Consider the following 16,075-nt stretch of genomic DNA (forward strand, 5'->3'; position numbering starts at 1 on the left):
GGTCGGCCGCCGGCTTTCGGGCGAGCTCTCGGAGGACGCCTTCAAGCCGCTCCGGCTGATGAACGGCGTCTATCTGCAGCTTCACGCCTATATGCTGCGCATCGCCGTTCCCTACGGCACGCTGAACGGCCGCCAGTTGCGCATGCTCGCCCATGTGGCGCGCAAGTACGATCGCGGCTACGGCCACTTCACGACGCGCCAGAACATCCAGTTCAACTGGCCGAAGCTTTCGGAAATGCCGGATGCGCTTGCCGACCTCGCCTCGGTCGAGATGCATGCGATCCAGACCTCCGGCAACTGCATCCGCAACGTGACGGCGGACCATTTCGCGGGCGCTGCCGCCGACGAGGTGGCCGATCCGCGGCCTTACGCGGAAATCCTGCGCCAGTGGTCGTCCGTGCATCCGGAATTCTCCTTCCTGCCGCGCAAGTTCAAGATCGCGGTGACCGGGGCCGAACGCGACCGGGCGGCGATCCAGGTGCACGACATCGGCCTGCACCTGAAGAAGAACGAGAAGGGCGAGATCGGCTTCGCCGTCTATGTCGGCGGCGGGCAGGGGCGCACCCCGATGGTCGCCAAGAAGATCCGCGACTTCCTGCCGGAAGAGGACCTGCTGTCCTACACGACCGCGATCATGCGCGTGTACAACCTGCACGGCCGCCGCGACAACAAGTACAAGGCGCGCATCAAGATCCTCGTCCACGAGACGGGCGCGGAGGAACTGGCCCGCCAGGTCGATGTCGAGTTCGCCGAGCTGAAGAACACCGAGCTGAAGCTTCCGGAAACCGACATCGCCGCCATCGCCGCCTATTTCGCGCCGCCGGCGCTGGCGGCCCGCGCCGAGGGCTGGGAGAGCCTCGCCCGCTGGAAGAAGGCGGACGCGGATTTCGCCCGCTGGGTCCACCAGAACGTCCAGCCGCACAAGCACCCCGACTACGGCATGGTGACGATCTCGCTGAAGCCGATCGGCGGCATTCCGGGCGACGCGACCGACCACCAGATGGAAGTCGTCGCCGACCTCGCCGAGCAGTATGCCTTCGACGAGATCCGCGTCAGCCACGAGCAGAACCTCGTGCTGCCGCATGTGGCGCTCGCCGACCTCGAGCCGCTCTATCGCGGCCTCGTCGAGGCGGGCCTCGCGACGGCCAATGCCGGCCTCATCACGGACATCATTGCCTGTCCCGGGCTCGACTACTGCGCCCTGGCGAATGCCCGCTCCATTCCGGTGGCGCAGGAAATCTCCACGCGCTTCGGTGCGCCCGAACGGCAGGCCGAGATCGGCGAGCTGAAGATCAAGATCTCCGGCTGCATCAACGCCTGCGGCCACCACCATGTCGGCCATATCGGTCTGCTCGGCGTCGAGAAGAAGGGCACCGAACTCTACCAGATCACGCTCGGCGGTTCCGGCGACGAGAACACGTCGATCGGCGAGATCATCGGCCGCGGCTTCGAGCCGGAGAAGGTGACGGATGCGATCGAGGTGATCGTCGACACCTATCTCGGCCTGCGCCTCGATCCCTCGGAAACCTTCCTCACGGCCTATCGCCGCGTCGGACCGCAGCCCTTCAAGGATGCGCTCTACGGCAGCGCGGCCGAAGCGGCCTAAGGAGACGGCGATGACGAAAATCTGGCGAGAAACCGGCTTCGTGACCGACGATCCGTGGGTGATCGAGACCGACGAGGTGCAGGCGGGATCCAACGAGAAGGCGATCCTCGGCCTCGACGCCTTCCTTGCGAAAGTCGCGGAGACGGACGAGACCGGGCTCGGCGTGCTGATCAACCCCGCCGACGACGTGCGCCGGCTCGAACACTGTCTCGACCGGATCGCGCTGGTCGCCGTGGCCTTCCCGGCCTTCAACGACGGGCGCGCCTTCAGCCATGCGTCGCTTTTGCGCGCGCGGCTCGGCTATGGGGGCGAGGTGAGGGCGGTCGGCGACGTGCTGATCGACCAGATCCCGCTGATGCTCCGCTGCGGCATCGACAGTTTTGCCGTCACCAATGCGACGGCGCTGAAACGGCTTGCGGAAAACCGCCTGCCGGGCATTTCGAACCACTACCAGCCGGCGGCAAAACCCGCCGGGGACCCGAAGTCCTACAGCTGGCGGCGGGTGGCCAAGCCCGCCGCCTGAGGCCGCCGAAAAACCGCATTGGACGCCTATGCTTGAGCAGGATCAAGGACGGCGCCCGCGCCTGCCGGATGCTGCAGGGGCAAAGAAAACGCAATTTGCGCGACCCGTCGACGCATTGGAACCGGATACCTTCCTTTGCGCCTCCACATGTAATATCAGCCTATCGTCAGATTTTTCGACTGGTATCAGGATCGATCGAGCATGAATGCGCCTGCAAAGACCGAGGATTTCGTAGCGACCGTGCCGGCCGGCGTCTTCGCCGAGACGGTGACGAAGGTCGAGCACTATACGGACCGGCTGTTCCGGTTCCGCATGACGCGTCCGGACAGCTTCCGCTTCCGCTCCGGCGAATTCGCCATGATCGGCCTGATGGTCGGCGACAAGCCGGTCTATCGCGCCTATTCGATCGCCAGCCCGGCCTGGGACGAGGAACTGGAGTTCTTCTCGATCAAGGTGCCGGACGGTCCGCTGACCTCCCACCTGCAGCAGATCAAGCCCGGCGACCAGGTGCTGATGCGCAAGAAGCCGACGGGCACGCTCGTGCTCGACGCGCTGACGCCCGGCAAGCGGCTCTACATGTTCTCGACCGGTACCGGCATCGCGCCCTTCGCAAGCCTCATCCGCGACCCGGAGACCTACGAGAAGTTCGACGAGGTCATCCTCACCCATACCTGCCGCGAGGTCGCCGAGCTGAAATACGGCTTCGACCTCGTCGAGGAAATCAGGAACGACGAGATGCTGTCGGAGATGGTCGGCGGCAAGCTGCGCCACTATGCGACGGTGACGCGCGAGGATTATGCCTTCACGGGCCGCATCACCGACCTCATCGTCAACGGCAAGATGTTCGCCGATCTCGGCGTGCCGCATTTCGATCCGGCAATCGACCGCGCCATGATCTGCGGCTCGTCCGCCATGCTCAAGGAGACCAAGGCGCTGCTCGAGCAGGCCGGCCTGACCGAGGGCGCCAACAACAAGCCCGGCGAGTTCGTCATCGAGCGGGCCTTCGTCGACTGAGCGTGCGATCCGTTCGCAAAAGGGAAGGGCGGTGCCTGCCGGCGCCGCCTTTCGTCGTTTCGAGGCGCTGCCGTCAGCCGGCGAAGGCCGATTTGACGCCGTCCACGACGAACTGGACAGCCAGTGCGGCGAGGATGACGCCGAGCAGCCGCGTCAGGATCGCCCGGCCGGTCATGCCGAGGAAGCGGTCGATCCGCTCCGCCACGACGAGCGACAGATAGAGCAGCGCCAGGCAGAAGGCGAGGACGAGGATGAGCCCGCCACGCTCGACCGGCGTCGGGAAGGAGCCGGACAAAAGGATGGTCGCCGAGATCGCGCCGGGCCCGGCGATCAGCGGCAGGGCAAGCGGAAAGACGGCGATGTTGTGGATATGGTCCCTGGTGATCGCCGTCTCGCTCGTCTTTTCCTTCCGCTCCTGCCGGCGCTCGAAGATCATCTCGAAGGCGATCCAGAAAAGCAGCAGGCCGCCGGCGATGCGGAAGGCGCCGATCGAAATGCCGAGCAGCGCCAGCACGCCGGCGCCGGTGAGCGCGAACACGGCGAGGATGAAGAAGGCGATGATCGAGCCGCGCAACGCCACCTGCTTGCGCTGGCCGCGGTCCATGCCGGCCGTGAGACCCAGGAAGAGCGGTGCCAGCCCCGGCGGGTCGATCGTCACCAGCAGCGTCGTGACGGCGTTCACCACGAGATCGAGATCGAACATCTGGGCGCCCCTCGCGACCTTCCGGCGGCATGCGCCGCCGTTCCCTTGCCGCATTGTTAGGCGAGGGAGGGCGGGCTGAAAAGGCGCGCGGCCGTCATTTCAGCAATTTGCGATGGAAATGCGCCAATCCTCGGATTTTCCGTGCAAAAGCCTGTTCAAAACCTGCCGCAAAATTGGCGCCGGAACCGGCGGTAGGCTATAAATTTGCAACTGATTCTGAACGAAGATCGTGATCGAAATTGACAGAACAAGCGACACCCGGCGGCAAGACCCCTCCCGGCATTGAGCCGATTTCCATCATCGAGGAAATGCAGCGGTCCTATCTCGATTACGCCATGAGCGTGATCGTGTCGCGCGCCCTTCCGGACGTGCGCGACGGCCTGAAGCCCGTGCACCGGCGCATCCTCTACGGGATGAACGAGCTCGGCATCGACTGGAACAAGAAATACGTCAAGTGCGCCCGCGTCACCGGTGACGTGATGGGTAAATACCATCCGCACGGCAACCTGGCGATCTACGACGCGCTTGCCCGCATGGCGCAGGACTGGTCGCTCCGCCTGCCGCTGATCGACGGCCAGGGCAATTTCGGCTCCGTCGACGGCGATCCGCCGGCGGCCGAACGCTACACCGAGTGCCGCCTCGAAAAGGCCGCGCATTCGCTGCTCGACGACCTCGACAAGGAAACGGTCGATTTCCGCGACAACTACGACGGCACGCTTTCCGAACCCGTCGTCGTGCCGGCGAAGTTCCCGAACCTGCTCGTCAACGGCGCGGGCGGCATCGCCGTCGGCATGGCGACGAACATCCCGCCGCACAATCTCTCCGAGGTCATCAACGGCTGCGTCGCGCTCATCGACAATCCGGCGATCGAGCTGCTCGACCTGATGCAGATCATTCCGGGGCCGGATTTCCCGACGGGCGCGCTGATCCTCGGCCGCGCCGGCATCCGGCAGGCCTACGAGACGGGCCGCGGCTCGGTCATCATGCGCGGCGTCGCGCGCGTCGAACCGATGCGCGGCGACCGCGAGCAGATCATCATCACCGAAATTCCCTACCAGGTGAACAAGGCGACGATGATCGAGAAGATGGCCGAGCTGGTGCGCGAGAAGCGCATCGAGGGCATCTCGGATCTCCGCGACGAGTCCGACCGCGACGGCTATCGCGTCGTCATCGAACTCAAGCGCGACGCCAATGCCGAGGTGATTCTCAACCAGCTCTATCGCTACACGCCGCTGCAGACCTCCTTCGGCTGCAACATGGTGGCGCTGAACGGCGGCAAGCCGGAGCAGATGACGCTGCTCGACATGCTGCGCGCCTTCGTTGCGTTCCGCGAGGAAGTGGTTAGCCGGCGTACGAAATACCTCCTGCGCAAGGCGCGCGAGCGTGCCCACGTGTTGGTCGGCCTCGCGATTGCCGTCGCCAATATCGACGAGATCATCGCGCTGATCCGCAATGCGCCCGATCCGCAGACGGCGCGCGAGCAATTGATGACCCGGCGCTGGCCGGCACAGGACGTCGAGGCGCTGATCCGCCTCATCGACGATCCGCGCCACCGGATCAACGAGGACCTCACCTACAACCTGTCCGAGGAGCAGGCCCGTGCCATCCTCGAGCTGCGGCTCGCCCGCCTGACGGCGCTCGGCCGCGACGAGATCGGCGACGAGCTGAACAAGATCGGCGAGGAGATCAAGGACTATCTCGACATCCTGTCGTCGCGTCTGCGCATCATGACGATCGTCAAGGACGAACTGACCGCCGTGCGCGACGAGTTCGGCACGCCGCGCCGCACCGAGATCATCGAGGGCGGCCCGGACATGGAGGACGAGGACCTGATCGCCCGCGAGGACATGGTCGTCACCGTCTCGCATGCCGGCTACGTCAAGCGCGTGCCGCTTGCGACCTACCGCGCCCAGCGCCGCGGCGGCAAGGGCCGCTCCGGCATGGCGACGCGCGACGAGGATTTCGTGACACGCCTCTTCGTGGCGAACACCCATACGCCGGTGCTGTTCTTCTCCTCGCGCGGCATCGTCTACAAGGAAAAGGTCTGGCGCCTGCCGATCGGCACGCCGCAGTCGAAGGGCAAGGCGCTGATCAACATGCTGCCGATCGAGTCCGGCGAACGCATCACGACGATCATGCCGCTGCCCGAGGACGAGGCGAGCTGGGAAAACCTCGACGTGATGTTCGCGACGACCCGCGGCACCGTCCGGCGCAACAAGCTCTCCGACTTCGTCCAGGTCAACCGCAACGGCAAGATCGCCATGAAGCTCGAGGAGGAGGGCGACGAAATCCTCAACGTCGAGACCTGCACGGAGCGCGACGACGTGCTTCTGACGACCGCGCTCGGCCAGTGCATCCGCTTCCCGGTCGATGACGTGCGCGTCTTCGCCGGCCGCAATTCGGTCGGCGTGCGCGGCATCTCGCTCGGCGCCGGCGACCGGATCATCTCGATGTCGATCGTCGGGCATGTCGAGGCCGAACCGTGGGAACGGGCCGCCTATCTCAAGCGCTCGGCCGCCGAACGCCGCGCAATCGGCGTCGACGAGGACGAGATCGCGCTTGTCGGCGAGGAGGTCGGCGATGTCGGCGAACTGGCGGAAGAGCGCTACCAGGAGCTGAAGGCGCGCGAGCAGTTCGTGCTCACCGTCTCGGAAAAGGGCTTCGGCAAGCGCTCGTCCTCCTACGACTTCCGCACCTCAGGCCGCGGCGGCAAGGGCATCCGCGCCACCGATACGTCGAAGACCGGCGAGATCGGCGAGCAGGTCGCGGCCTTCCCCGTCGAGGACAGCGACCAGATCATGCTCGTCTCCGACGGCGGCCAGTTGATCCGCGTGCCGGTCGACGGCATCCGCATCGCGAGCCGCGCCACCAAGGGCGTGACGATCTTCTCGACTGCAAAGGACGAGAAGGTGGTCTCGGTCGAGCGAATCACGGAGCCGGAGGGCGACGAGGAGGTGCAGACCGACGGCGGCGACGCTGCGCCGGACGAACCGGGCACGCCGGAAGGCTGATACCAACCTGCCCTGACATTGAGCGATTGCGTGGGATCGACTGCGGTCGTCCGGCGAGGAGCATACCGCAGAGCGATGCCTTGGCATCGCTCGAGGATTGCGACACTGCCGGTGACTGACAGGCGGCCCACCCGGAGGGCCGGGCCGACACAGCCCGGCCTTTCCGATTCCGGAACCGTTTCCGCGCAAATGCGCAAACGCGAAGCCGGACGGGTTGGCGGACCCGTCCGGCTCGGTATGGCAGGCGGTCGGAGGACGCACCACCCGCACGCGGCGGCAAGGGGGCGCTAGACGCCGAAGCCGCCTGCTTCCCGTTTCACGGCCTTCATCGCGACGCGTTCCTCGCGCAGTTCGATGATGGTCCTGACGAAATCATAGGTGAAGGTGACGGCGATCAGCGTGCCGGAGAAGGCGAGCATTGCGAACATCCGGCAGCCTCCTCAGCGAATCCACTTGCCGCGCTCGGCAAGGCTTGCAGGGACGGAGTGTTCCGAACGCACGGCGTTCAGCGTGGCGACAGTCAGCAGGACGAACATCGTCAGGCAGAGGAAAGCGAGTGCCATTTGTATTCCTTTCCGTTCAAGGAAACGCAGTACCCGATTGAGTTGCGCTGTTAATGCGCGGGCCGTCTCTTTGTTCCATTTCGGGGAAAGCTACACGGCCTGCGCTGAAACGACCTTGAACGCGCCGTTCAGCCGGCGTTCATCGCGCAGGCGGCGAAATGAAACGGTTTGTAAACCATGTTTGTCGCTTTGTAGCTTGGTGGCGGCCGCCGGATCGCAATTTCGCCATCTTGATGTCATGTTTAACGGGCGGTTATATTGCGTGAACGGCTGCGTGATTGGGGCACGCTTCCGCTATCGGGGACAGAAGTGGCGTGACATCTCGGGGAATTCGTCTCAACGCGGCCTCCATGGGGCTTGGCCTGCGATTGATTGCCATACCGATGGTCTGTGTCGGCCTGGCGGCCTGCTCGACGACGAGCGGGCCGAAGAAGAAGGCCGAACGCAGCAAGGAATATTTCTCCGAATCCGAATATGGCGTGAAGGCGAGTGCCCGTGTCGTCGAGGACGGCAAGCCCGTGCCGAAGGGCGGCGGGCGCTTCCAGGTCGGCAAGCCCTACAAGGTCAAGGGCAGGTGGTATCAGCCGAAGGAGGAGCCGGGTTACGACAAGACCGGCATGGCGTCCTGGTACGGGTCGGCCTTCCACGGCCGCCGCACGGCGAACGGCGAGGTCTACGACAAATACCATCTCTCCGCCGCGCATCCGACCTTTCCGCTGCCGAGCTATGCCCGGGTGACCAATCTCGAGAACGGCACGTCGGTGATGGTCCGCGTCAACGATCGCGGCCCCTTTTCGCATGGCCGCCTGATCGACGTCTCCTCCAAGACCGCCGATCTCCTCGACATGAAGCGCAGCGGCACTGCGAAGGTGCGCGTGCAATATGTCGGCCCCGCCCGCATGGACGGCCACGACATGCCCTATCTGATGGCGTCCTATGTCACGAAGGGCTCGCGCGTGCCGGCCGTCGATCCCGGCGGTCAGATCGCGACCGGCGTGATGGTCGCGTCGGCGGATCCGGGCGTCGGCCTGCCGGGCGTCGATCCCGTTTCGCAGCCGCAGGCGACCGGCGAGAGCGCCACGATGACCGCGCTTGCCGAAAACAAGCCGGCCACCGCCGCGTTCCAGGCCCTGGAACAGTTCGTTCTGCTGCCGGAAATCGGCCCGTTGCCGGCTGAACGGCCGGTCGACATGCTGGTGCCGGGCGAGGGCGTCAGCTATGCGGCAGCCTATGCCGATACGCGCGTGCGCGACGCGGCCGGCGCCTTCGACGCGATCCTTCATCTCGACGGCTCGCTGACGCCGCTTTCCGGATTGTCCGGCAGCGCCGGCTGAACATCCACGGAAACCTCGCATGACGACCTTGCCGGGCCGCACGGGTTGTAAGACCTTGGAGGCCCCGAAGGGATTCGCCATGGTCCGTTGCCTGTTCCGCCTGTTTCTGGTTGTCCTGCTGCTGCCGCAGATCGCCGCGGCACAGGAGGAGGCAGGCTTCGAGACCAAGGCGAGGCAGATCTATCTCGTGGAGGCCGAGACGGGAACCGTGCTCTATGCGCGGGGCGAGGACGAGCCCGTGCCGGCGGCGTCGCTGGCCAAACTGATGACGGTCGCCGTCGTCTTCCGGGCCATTTCGGCCGGCGAGATCAGCCTCGACACCACCTACACCGTTTCCGAACACGCCTGGCGGACCGGCGGCGCGCCGTCCGGTACGGCGACGATGTTCGCGGCGCTGAAATCGAGCATCCGGATCGACGACCTGCTGCGCGGCGTGATGATCCAGAATGCCAACGACGGCTGCATCATCCTGGCGGAAGGGCTTGCCGGCAGCGAGGCGGCCTTTGCCGGGCGCATGAACGCGGAAGCGCGCCGGATCGGCCTCACGGTCTCGACCTTCGCCAACGCCACCGGGCTGCCGGATCCCGGCAACCGGGTGACGATGCGCGAACTCGTGCACCTCGCCCGCTACCTGCACGACACGTTCCCCGCCCTCTATGCCCGTTATTCCGAACCGGAATTCGAATGGAACCGCATCCTCCAGCGCAACAAGAACCCGCTGGTCGCCATGAAGATCGGCGTGGACGGGCTCGGCATGGGCTATGCGGACGGTTACGGCTTCGGACTCGTCTCGTCGGTCAATCGCGACGGGCGTCGGCTCTACCTCGCGATGGGCGGCCTGGAAACCGACAAGGCGCGCATCGAGGAGGCGCGGCGCGTGATCGACTGGGCGATGACCGCCTTCGAGCGCCGGACGCTCTTTGCGGCGGGCGAGACGATTGCCGAGGCGAGCGTCTATGGCGGGGATGTCTCGCATGTGCCGCTGATGACGCCGGAGAAGGTTGACGTGTTCCTGCCTGTCGATAACGGCGAGCGGCTGAGCGCGCGCGTCGTCTACACCTGGCCGATCCGCGCACCGGTCAAGCCCGGCCTGCCGATGGGAACGCTGAGAATCTGGAACGGCGAGCGGCTGCTGCGCGAAGTGCCGCTCGAGACGGCCGCTGCCGTCGACGTCGGCACGCTGAAGGGCCGGGCGCTCGACGCACTCCAGGAACTCTTCTTCTTCTGGCTCTGAACACGGCGCGCAATTCCCGACATCGCGAGGTTTCAAGGTCCGTGGAGTTGCGCTAGTAAAGGGGGACTCGTCCAGGGCGCTGGACCTGATTGGCATGCCGGCCGAGAGCCGGCCCGAAGCGGAAATTGCGTTTGTCTGGCTCAACCGGATTGTTCATCACGTTCGAAGGCGGCGAGGGCGCGGGCAAGTCCACCCAGATCCGGCGGCTTGCCGAGGTGTTGCGCGCCCGCGGCCTTACCGTGCTGACCACGCGCGAGCCGGGCGGCTCGCCCGGGGCCGAAGCCGTCCGCCACGTTATTCTTTCGGGCGCTGCGGAGACCTTCGGTGTCCGCATGGAGGCCCTGTTGTTCGCCGCCGCCCGCAGCGACCATGTGGAGCAGGTGATCCGCCCGGCGCTCGAGAGGGGCGCGGTCGTGCTCTGTGACCGCTTCATGGACTCCTCGCGCGTCTACCAGGGCGTCACCGGCAACCTGGAGCCCGATTTCATCGCGGCGCTCGAGCGCGTGGCGATCAACGGCGTCGTGCCGGACTGCACGGTGATCCTCGACCTGCCCGCCAAGGACGGCCTGGAGCGCGCCCGCAGGCGCGCCACGCAGGCGGAGACCAAGCAGGATCCGGACCGCTTCGAGAAGGAGGAACTGGACACCCACGAGAAGCGGCGCGAGGCCTTCCTCGACATTGCCGCGCGCGAGCCGCTGCGCTGCCGTGTGGTCGATGCCGCCGCCGGCGAGGACGCCGTCGCCGCGGAGATCCTCGCGATCGTGGAGCCGCTGCTGCCGATCGTCGCACATGGCGCAGCCCGGGGCCGGGAGACGGCGTCGTGAGCGACGATGCGCCCGGCGTGCTGGACGGCGCGGTGCCGCCGGGGGCGCAGACGCGCCTCTTCGGCCATGCGGCCGCCGAAACCTTTCTCGCCACGTCCTACCGCTCCGGCAAGGGCCATCATGCGATCCTCATCGAGGGGCCGGAAGGCATCGGCAAGGCGACGCTCGCCTTCCGTTTCGCCAACCACGTGCTCAGCCACCCGGATCCGCTGGCCGCGCCGGCGGAGATGGCGGATCCCGACCCGGCAAGCGCCGTCAGCCGGCAGATCCTGTCCGGCGCCTCGCACAACCTGCTGCACCTGTCGCGGCCCGTCGACGAGAAGACCGGCCGCGCCAAGGCGGCGATCACCATCGACGAGGTGCGCCGGGCGGGAAAATTCTTTGCGCAGACGTCCGGCACCGGCAACTGGCGCATCGTCATCGTCGATCCGGCGGACGACCTCAACCGCAATGCGGCGAACGCCATCCTCAAGATGCTGGAGGAACCGCCGCGGCGTTCGCTGTTCCTCGTGCTGACCCACGCGCCCGGCAAGCTGCTGCCGACGATCCGCTCGCGATGCATGCCGCTCTCGCTGTCGCCGCTGTCGCCCGACGATCTCTCAGCCGTTCTCGGTTCGCTGGGCGTCGCCCTGCCGGAGGCAAGCCGCCAGGCGGTGCTTGCGGCGGCCGGCGGCAGCGCCTCGGAGGCGCTGAAGCTCGTCAACTACGGCGGCTTCGACATCCTGGAGGTCTTCGGCGCGGCCGTCGGCGGCAAGGGTGTGGCGCGCAAGGAGGTGCACCGGCTCGCCGACGCGCTCTCCGCGAAGGACAGCGATACCGTGTTCGACTTCTTCTGCAGCCAGGCCGGCGGCTATGTCATGGCGCGGGCGCGGGAGGCGGCCAAGGCCGGCGACATCGTGGCGGCCGAGCGCATGGCCCGGCTGTCGTCCGACATCGGCGAGACGATCGCCACGGCGCGCGCCTACAATCTCGACCGCAAGCAGACGGTGCTCTCCCTGATCGACGGCATCGCCGCCGGCTGCCGGTGAGCTCAGGAGAAGGCGAGCTTGCTGCCGACCAGCGCCAGCGTCACGGCAAGCAGCGAGCCGATGATGCGGTCCGGCAGCCGCGGCGCGAAATGGCTGCCGAGCATGATGCCCGGAACGGAGCCGACGAGCAGGCTCGTCAGCATCATCCAGTCCACTTCGCCGATCATCCAGTAGCCGAGCCCGCCGACGAGCGTCAGCGGCACCGCGTGCACGATGTCGGAGCCGACGATGTCGCGGATATGGAGCGAGGGGTAGAGCGCGAGCAGCACCGTCACGCCGAGCGCGCCCGCGCCGACCGAGGTGAGCGTCACCAGCGTGCCGAGCAGCAGGCCGAGCATGACGGTCAGCGTGGCGACGGTGGACGGTTCGACCGGCTTGCGGTCGCGCAGCCGATGGCGCATCCACTCGACGATGCGGCGGCGGAAGATGAGCAGAACGGCCGTCAGGATCAGCATGTAGCCGAGAAGCACGGTCACCGTGTGCACCGCATCGATGCTGCGCCGGTCGATGCCCGACATCAGCCAGAGCGTCAGCGCGGCGGCGGGCAGGCTGCCGGCCATCAGCAGAAGGACGACACGCCAGTTGACCGTCTTGTTGCGGCCGTGCACGGCCGTCCCCGCGGTCTTGGTGATGGCGGCGTAGAGAAGATCGGTGCCGACCGCCGTGACCGGGTGGACGCCGAAGAGCAGCACGAGCAGCGGCGTCATCAGCGACCCGCCGCCGACGCCCGTCACTCCCACCAGAAGTCCCACGAAAAAGCCGGACACGGAAAAGAGCGGATCGAACGAACTGAGCGGGTCCAAGCGTGCGTTTCCTTTCGGTCCGACCGCCGCATACCCTAGTCGCGGGGTCGTCATTTGTGATTGGTTATCGCGCGCACCGTGCCGGAGTCAAGTTGGCCGACGCCAGGCTTGGCGTTCACGCTGCGGGGCGCCTTCGCGGCCCGGTGGAAAAACTTGCTGTTTCCCTGCCGCCTCGCATGGGCTAAGAGCGGCACGATATTCCGAGAAAACAGGCCGACGCCCTCCATGACCGACACATCGCCTTTCTACATCACGACCGCCATCTCCTACCCGAACGGCAAGCCGCATATCGGCCACGCCTACGAGCTGATGGCGACGGATGCGATGGCGCGTTTCCAGCGGCTCGACGGGCGGGACGTGTTCTTCCTGACGGGCACCGACGAGCACGGCCAGAAGATGCAGCAGACGGCGCGCAGCGAAGGCATCACCGCCCAGGAACTCGCCGACCGCAACTCCGCCGAGTTCCGCCAGATGGCCGTGCTGCTGAATGCCTCCAACGACGACTTCATCCGCACCACCGAACCGCGCCACCACGAGGCCTGCAAGGCGATCTGGAACCGGATGGCCGACAATGGCGACGTCTACAAGGACAGCTATGCCGGCTGGTATTCGGTGCGCGACGAGGCCTATTACCAGGAGGGCGAGACGGAGCTGCGCGCCGATGGCGTGCGCTACGGGCCGCAGGGCACGCCCGTCGAATGGGTCGAGGAGCAGAGCTACTTCTTCCGGCTTTCGGCCTATCAGGACAAGCTCCTCAGGCACTACGAGGACAATCCGGACTTTATCGGTCCGGCGGAGCGCCGCAACGAGGTGATCTCCTTCGTCAAATCCGGCCTCAAGGACCTGTCGATCTCGCGCACCACCTTCGACTGGGGCATCAAGGTGCCGAACGACCCGACGCATGTCATGTATGTCTGGGTCGACGCGCTGACGAACTACATCACCGCGACGGGCTATCTCGACGGCCCGCAGGGTCCGCGCGCGAAATACTGGCCGGCGAACCTCCACATCATCGGCAAGGACATCATCCGCTTCCACGCGGTCTACTGGCCTGCCTTCCTGATGTCGGCCGGCCTGCCGCTGCCAAAACGCGTCTTCGCCCACGGCTTCCTGCTCAACAAGGGCGAGAAGATGTCGAAGTCGCTCGGCAACGTCGTCGATCCGGTGAACCTCGTCGCGCATTTCGGCCTCGACCAGATCCGCTATTTCTTCCTGCGCGAGGTTTCCTTCGGCCAGGACGGCAGCTACAGCGAGGAGGGGATCGCGACCCGAATCAATTCGGACCTCGCCAACGGCATCGGCAACCTCGCCAGCCGCTCGCTGTCGATGATCGTCAAGAACTGCGACGGGCAGATCCCTCTCTGCGGTGACCTGAGCGAAGCGGACGCGGCGATGCTGTCGGCCGCCGATGGCCTTGCCGCGATCTGCCGCGAGGAGATGAACCGCCAGCAGATCCACAAGGCGCTCGCGGCGATCATTGCCGTCGTTTCCGAGGGCGACCGCTACTTCGCCGGCCAGGAGCCCTGGGCGCTGAAGAAGACAGACCCGGCGCGCATGGCGACCGTGCTCTATGTGACCGCCGAGGTGGTCCGGCAGGTGGCGATCCTGCTGCAGCCCTTCATGCCGGACTCCGCCGGCAAGCTGCTGGATCTCGTGGCGGCACCGGCCGGCAAGCGCACGTTTTCGGCGCTCGGCGCAGCCGGCCGGCTCGCCAGCGGCACGCCGCTGGAGGCGCCCAAGCCGGTCTTCCCGCGCTACGTCGCGCCGGAAGCGTGACGGACGCGACCGACAGGAGCCCTGGATGCTGATCGATACCCACTGCCATCTGGACTTTCCCGACTTCGAGGCCGAGCGCGACGCCATCGTCGCACGGGCCCACGCGGCCGGCGTCGGGCAGATGATCACGATTTCGACGCGGGTGAAGCGCTTTCCGGCGATCCTCGCCATCGCCGAAACCTATCCGTCCGTGTTCTGCTCGGTCGGCACCCACCCGCACAATGCGGACGAGGAGCTCGACGTCACGGTCGACGAGCTCGTCGCTCTTTCGAAACATCCGCGTGTCGTGGCGATCGGCGAGGCGGGGCTCGACTATTTCTACGACAACGCACCGCGCGACGCCCAGGCGATCGGGCTTCGCAACCATATCGCCGCCGCGCGCCAGACGGGCCTGCCGCTCGTCATCCACAGCCGCTCGGCGGACGCCGACATGGCGGCGATCCTGACCGAGGAGACGGGGAAGGGGGCATTCCCCTTCCTGCTCCACTGCTTTTCCTCCGGCCCGGACCTCGCCCGCGTCGGCGTCGACCTCGGCGGCTATGTCTCCTTCTCCGGCATCCTGACCTTCCCGAAGTCGGAGGAGCTGCGGCAGATCGCGAAGACCGTGCCGCCCGAGCGCATGCTGGTCGAGACCGACGCGCCCTATCTGGCGCCGAAACCGTTCCGCGGCAAACGCAACGAGCCGGCCTATGTGGCGCATACCGCGGCGGTGCTCGCCGAGACGCTCGGCGTCACGCCCGGGGAGATTGCGGCGATCACCACCGAAAACGCATTGCGCGTCTTCTCCAAGATGCCGAGGGTCTAGGGCCTTGGCGTTCCGGCGGCGCTTCACCATCCTCGGCTGCGGCTCGTCACCCGGCGTGCCGCGCATCACCGGCGACTGGGGTGCCTGCGACCCTGCCAATCCGAAGAACCGCCGCAGCCGCGCGGCCTTCCTCGTCGAGCAGATCGGCCCCGGCGGGCGAACCACGGTGGTCATCGACACCGGTCCGGATTTTCGCGAGCAGATGATCGCGGCCGGCGTCGAGAATATCGATGCGGTCTTCTACAGCCATCCGCATGCCGACCACATCCACGGCATCGACGACCTGCGCGGCTACGTGCTGCACAGCCGCCGCCAGGTGCCGATCTGGGCCGATTCCTTCACCATGGAGCGTATCCGCGAAGGCTTCGGCTATTGCCTGAAGACGCCGTCCGGCAGCATGTATCCGCCGATCGTCACGGAGAACCTGATCGCGCCGGTCGACGCGCCGGTGGTCATCGAAGGGGCAGGGGGCGCGATCGCGTTCCAGCCCCTGCTCCAGATCCACGGCTCGATCCATTCGCTCGGCTTCCGCATCGGCGATGTCGCCTATTGCAGCGACGTCAGCGATTTTCCCGACGAGACGGTCGGCAGGCTCGCCGGCCTCGACGTGCTGATCATCGATGCGCTGCAGCACAAGTTCCATTCGAGCCACCTGTCGATCGGCCAGGCGCTCGGCTGGATCGAACGGCTGGCGCCGAAGCGCGCGATCCTGACCCATATGCATGTGCCGCTCGACTACGAGACGGTGCGCCGCGAGACGCCCGAGCATGTGGAGCCGGCCTACGACCAGATGGCTTTCGAGATCGCCGTCGACGTTGCCTGACGTAACGGAAGCTCTCGGAAATAATCAA

The 16,075-nt window shown here is 66.3% G+C and carries 15 protein-coding genes; 11 read left to right on the top strand and 4 right to left on the bottom strand.

The features are described from left to right. From LXM94_RS01715 to LXM94_RS01725, 3 genes are all read left to right on the top strand, one after another. A partial coding sequence (locus LXM94_RS01715) for a nitrite/sulfite reductase (protein WP_235769421.1) occupies positions 1-1,606 on the top strand: 1,606 nt, incomplete at its 5' end. Positions 1,607-1,616: 10 nt separating this feature from the next. Then, positions 1,617-2,129 (top strand): DUF934 domain-containing protein, encoded by a 513-nt coding sequence (locus LXM94_RS01720; protein ID WP_235769422.1) that lies wholly within the window; start codon positions 1,617-1,619, stop codon positions 2,127-2,129. Positions 2,130-2,330: 201 nt separating this feature from the next. Further along, entirely contained in the window at positions 2,331-3,143 is an 813-nt protein-coding gene (locus LXM94_RS01725) for a ferredoxin--NADP reductase (protein WP_235769423.1), read from the top strand. 73 nt (positions 3,144-3,216) lie between these two features. Here the strand turns inward: LXM94_RS01725 and LXM94_RS01730 are convergent, their stop codons facing one another. Beyond that, positions 3,217-3,846 (bottom strand): MarC family protein, encoded by a 630-nt coding sequence (locus LXM94_RS01730; RefSeq protein ID WP_235769424.1) that lies wholly within the window; start codon positions 3,844-3,846, stop codon positions 3,217-3,219. A gap of 239 nt (positions 3,847-4,085) precedes the next feature. Here LXM94_RS01730 and gyrA point away from each other — a divergent pair, with 239 nt between their 5' ends. Beyond that, positions 4,086-6,857, top strand: coding sequence for a DNA gyrase subunit A (gene gyrA / locus LXM94_RS01735; protein ID WP_235769425.1), 2,772 nt, complete (start codon positions 4,086-4,088; stop codon positions 6,855-6,857). 287 nt (positions 6,858-7,144) lie between these two features. Here the strand turns inward: gyrA and LXM94_RS01740 are convergent, their stop codons facing one another. Further along, positions 7,145-7,285, bottom strand: a complete 141-nt coding sequence (locus tag LXM94_RS01740; RefSeq protein WP_235769426.1) for a hypothetical protein — start codon at positions 7,283-7,285, stop codon at positions 7,145-7,147. A 12-nt stretch (positions 7,286-7,297) separates the two neighbouring features. Continuing rightward, entirely contained in the window at positions 7,298-7,420 is a 123-nt protein-coding gene (locus LXM94_RS26015) for a hypothetical protein (protein ID WP_268964979.1), read from the bottom strand. Positions 7,421-7,770: 350 nt separating this feature from the next. Here LXM94_RS26015 and LXM94_RS01745 point away from each other — a divergent pair, with 350 nt between their 5' ends. The 4 genes from LXM94_RS01745 (at position 7,771) to LXM94_RS01760 (ending at position 11,840) form a co-directional block, all read left to right on the top strand. Next, positions 7,771-8,754 (top strand): septal ring lytic transglycosylase RlpA family protein, encoded by a 984-nt coding sequence (locus tag LXM94_RS01745; RefSeq protein ID WP_235769480.1) that lies wholly within the window; start codon positions 7,771-7,773, stop codon positions 8,752-8,754. A 79-nt stretch (positions 8,755-8,833) separates the two neighbouring features. Next, positions 8,834-9,988: a D-alanyl-D-alanine carboxypeptidase family protein gene (locus tag LXM94_RS01750; RefSeq protein ID WP_408015573.1), complete on the top strand. Its 1,155-nt coding sequence runs from the start codon at positions 8,834-8,836 to the stop codon at positions 9,986-9,988. 131 nt (positions 9,989-10,119) lie between these two features. Further along, positions 10,120-10,812, top strand: coding sequence for a dTMP kinase (tmk, locus tag LXM94_RS01755; protein ID WP_235769428.1), 693 nt, complete (start codon positions 10,120-10,122; stop codon positions 10,810-10,812). After that, the gene (locus tag LXM94_RS01760; RefSeq protein ID WP_235769429.1) at positions 10,809-11,840 is read left to right on the top strand and encodes a DNA polymerase III subunit delta'; all 1,032 of its coding nucleotides are present in this window, start codon (positions 10,809-10,811) and stop codon (positions 11,838-11,840) included. Before tmk ends, LXM94_RS01760 begins: the two co-directional genes overlap by 4 nt. Positions 11,841-11,842: 2 nt before the next feature. Here LXM94_RS01760 and LXM94_RS01765 read toward each other — a convergent pair whose 3' ends face one another. Beyond that, on the bottom strand, positions 11,843-12,643 hold the full coding sequence (locus LXM94_RS01765) for a sulfite exporter TauE/SafE family protein (RefSeq protein ID WP_235769430.1): 801 nt from the start codon (positions 12,641-12,643) through the stop codon (positions 11,843-11,845). Between the two features lie 78 nt (positions 12,644-12,721). Between LXM94_RS01765 and metG the strand changes: the two genes are divergently transcribed. The 3 genes from metG to LXM94_RS01780 are packed head-to-tail and all read left to right on the top strand — an operon-like array spanning position 12,722 to position 16,047. Beyond that, on the top strand, positions 12,722-14,419 hold the full coding sequence (metG, locus tag LXM94_RS01770; RefSeq protein WP_329605577.1) for a methionine--tRNA ligase: 1,698 nt from the start codon (positions 12,722-12,724) through the stop codon (positions 14,417-14,419). A 25-nt stretch (positions 14,420-14,444) separates the two neighbouring features. Beyond that, on the top strand, positions 14,445-15,224 hold the full coding sequence (locus LXM94_RS01775; RefSeq protein WP_235769432.1) for a TatD family hydrolase: 780 nt from the start codon (positions 14,445-14,447) through the stop codon (positions 15,222-15,224). 4 nt (positions 15,225-15,228) lie between these two features. Continuing rightward, positions 15,229-16,047, top strand: coding sequence for an MBL fold metallo-hydrolase (locus LXM94_RS01780; protein WP_235769433.1), 819 nt, complete (start codon positions 15,229-15,231; stop codon positions 16,045-16,047). Positions 16,048-16,075 lie beyond the last annotated feature (28 nt).

The sequence above is a fragment of the Rhizobium alarense genome (genome assembly GCF_021555155.1).
In the GTDB taxonomy this organism is placed as follows: Bacteria; Pseudomonadota; Alphaproteobacteria; order Rhizobiales; family Rhizobiaceae; genus Rhizobium_D; species Rhizobium_D alarense.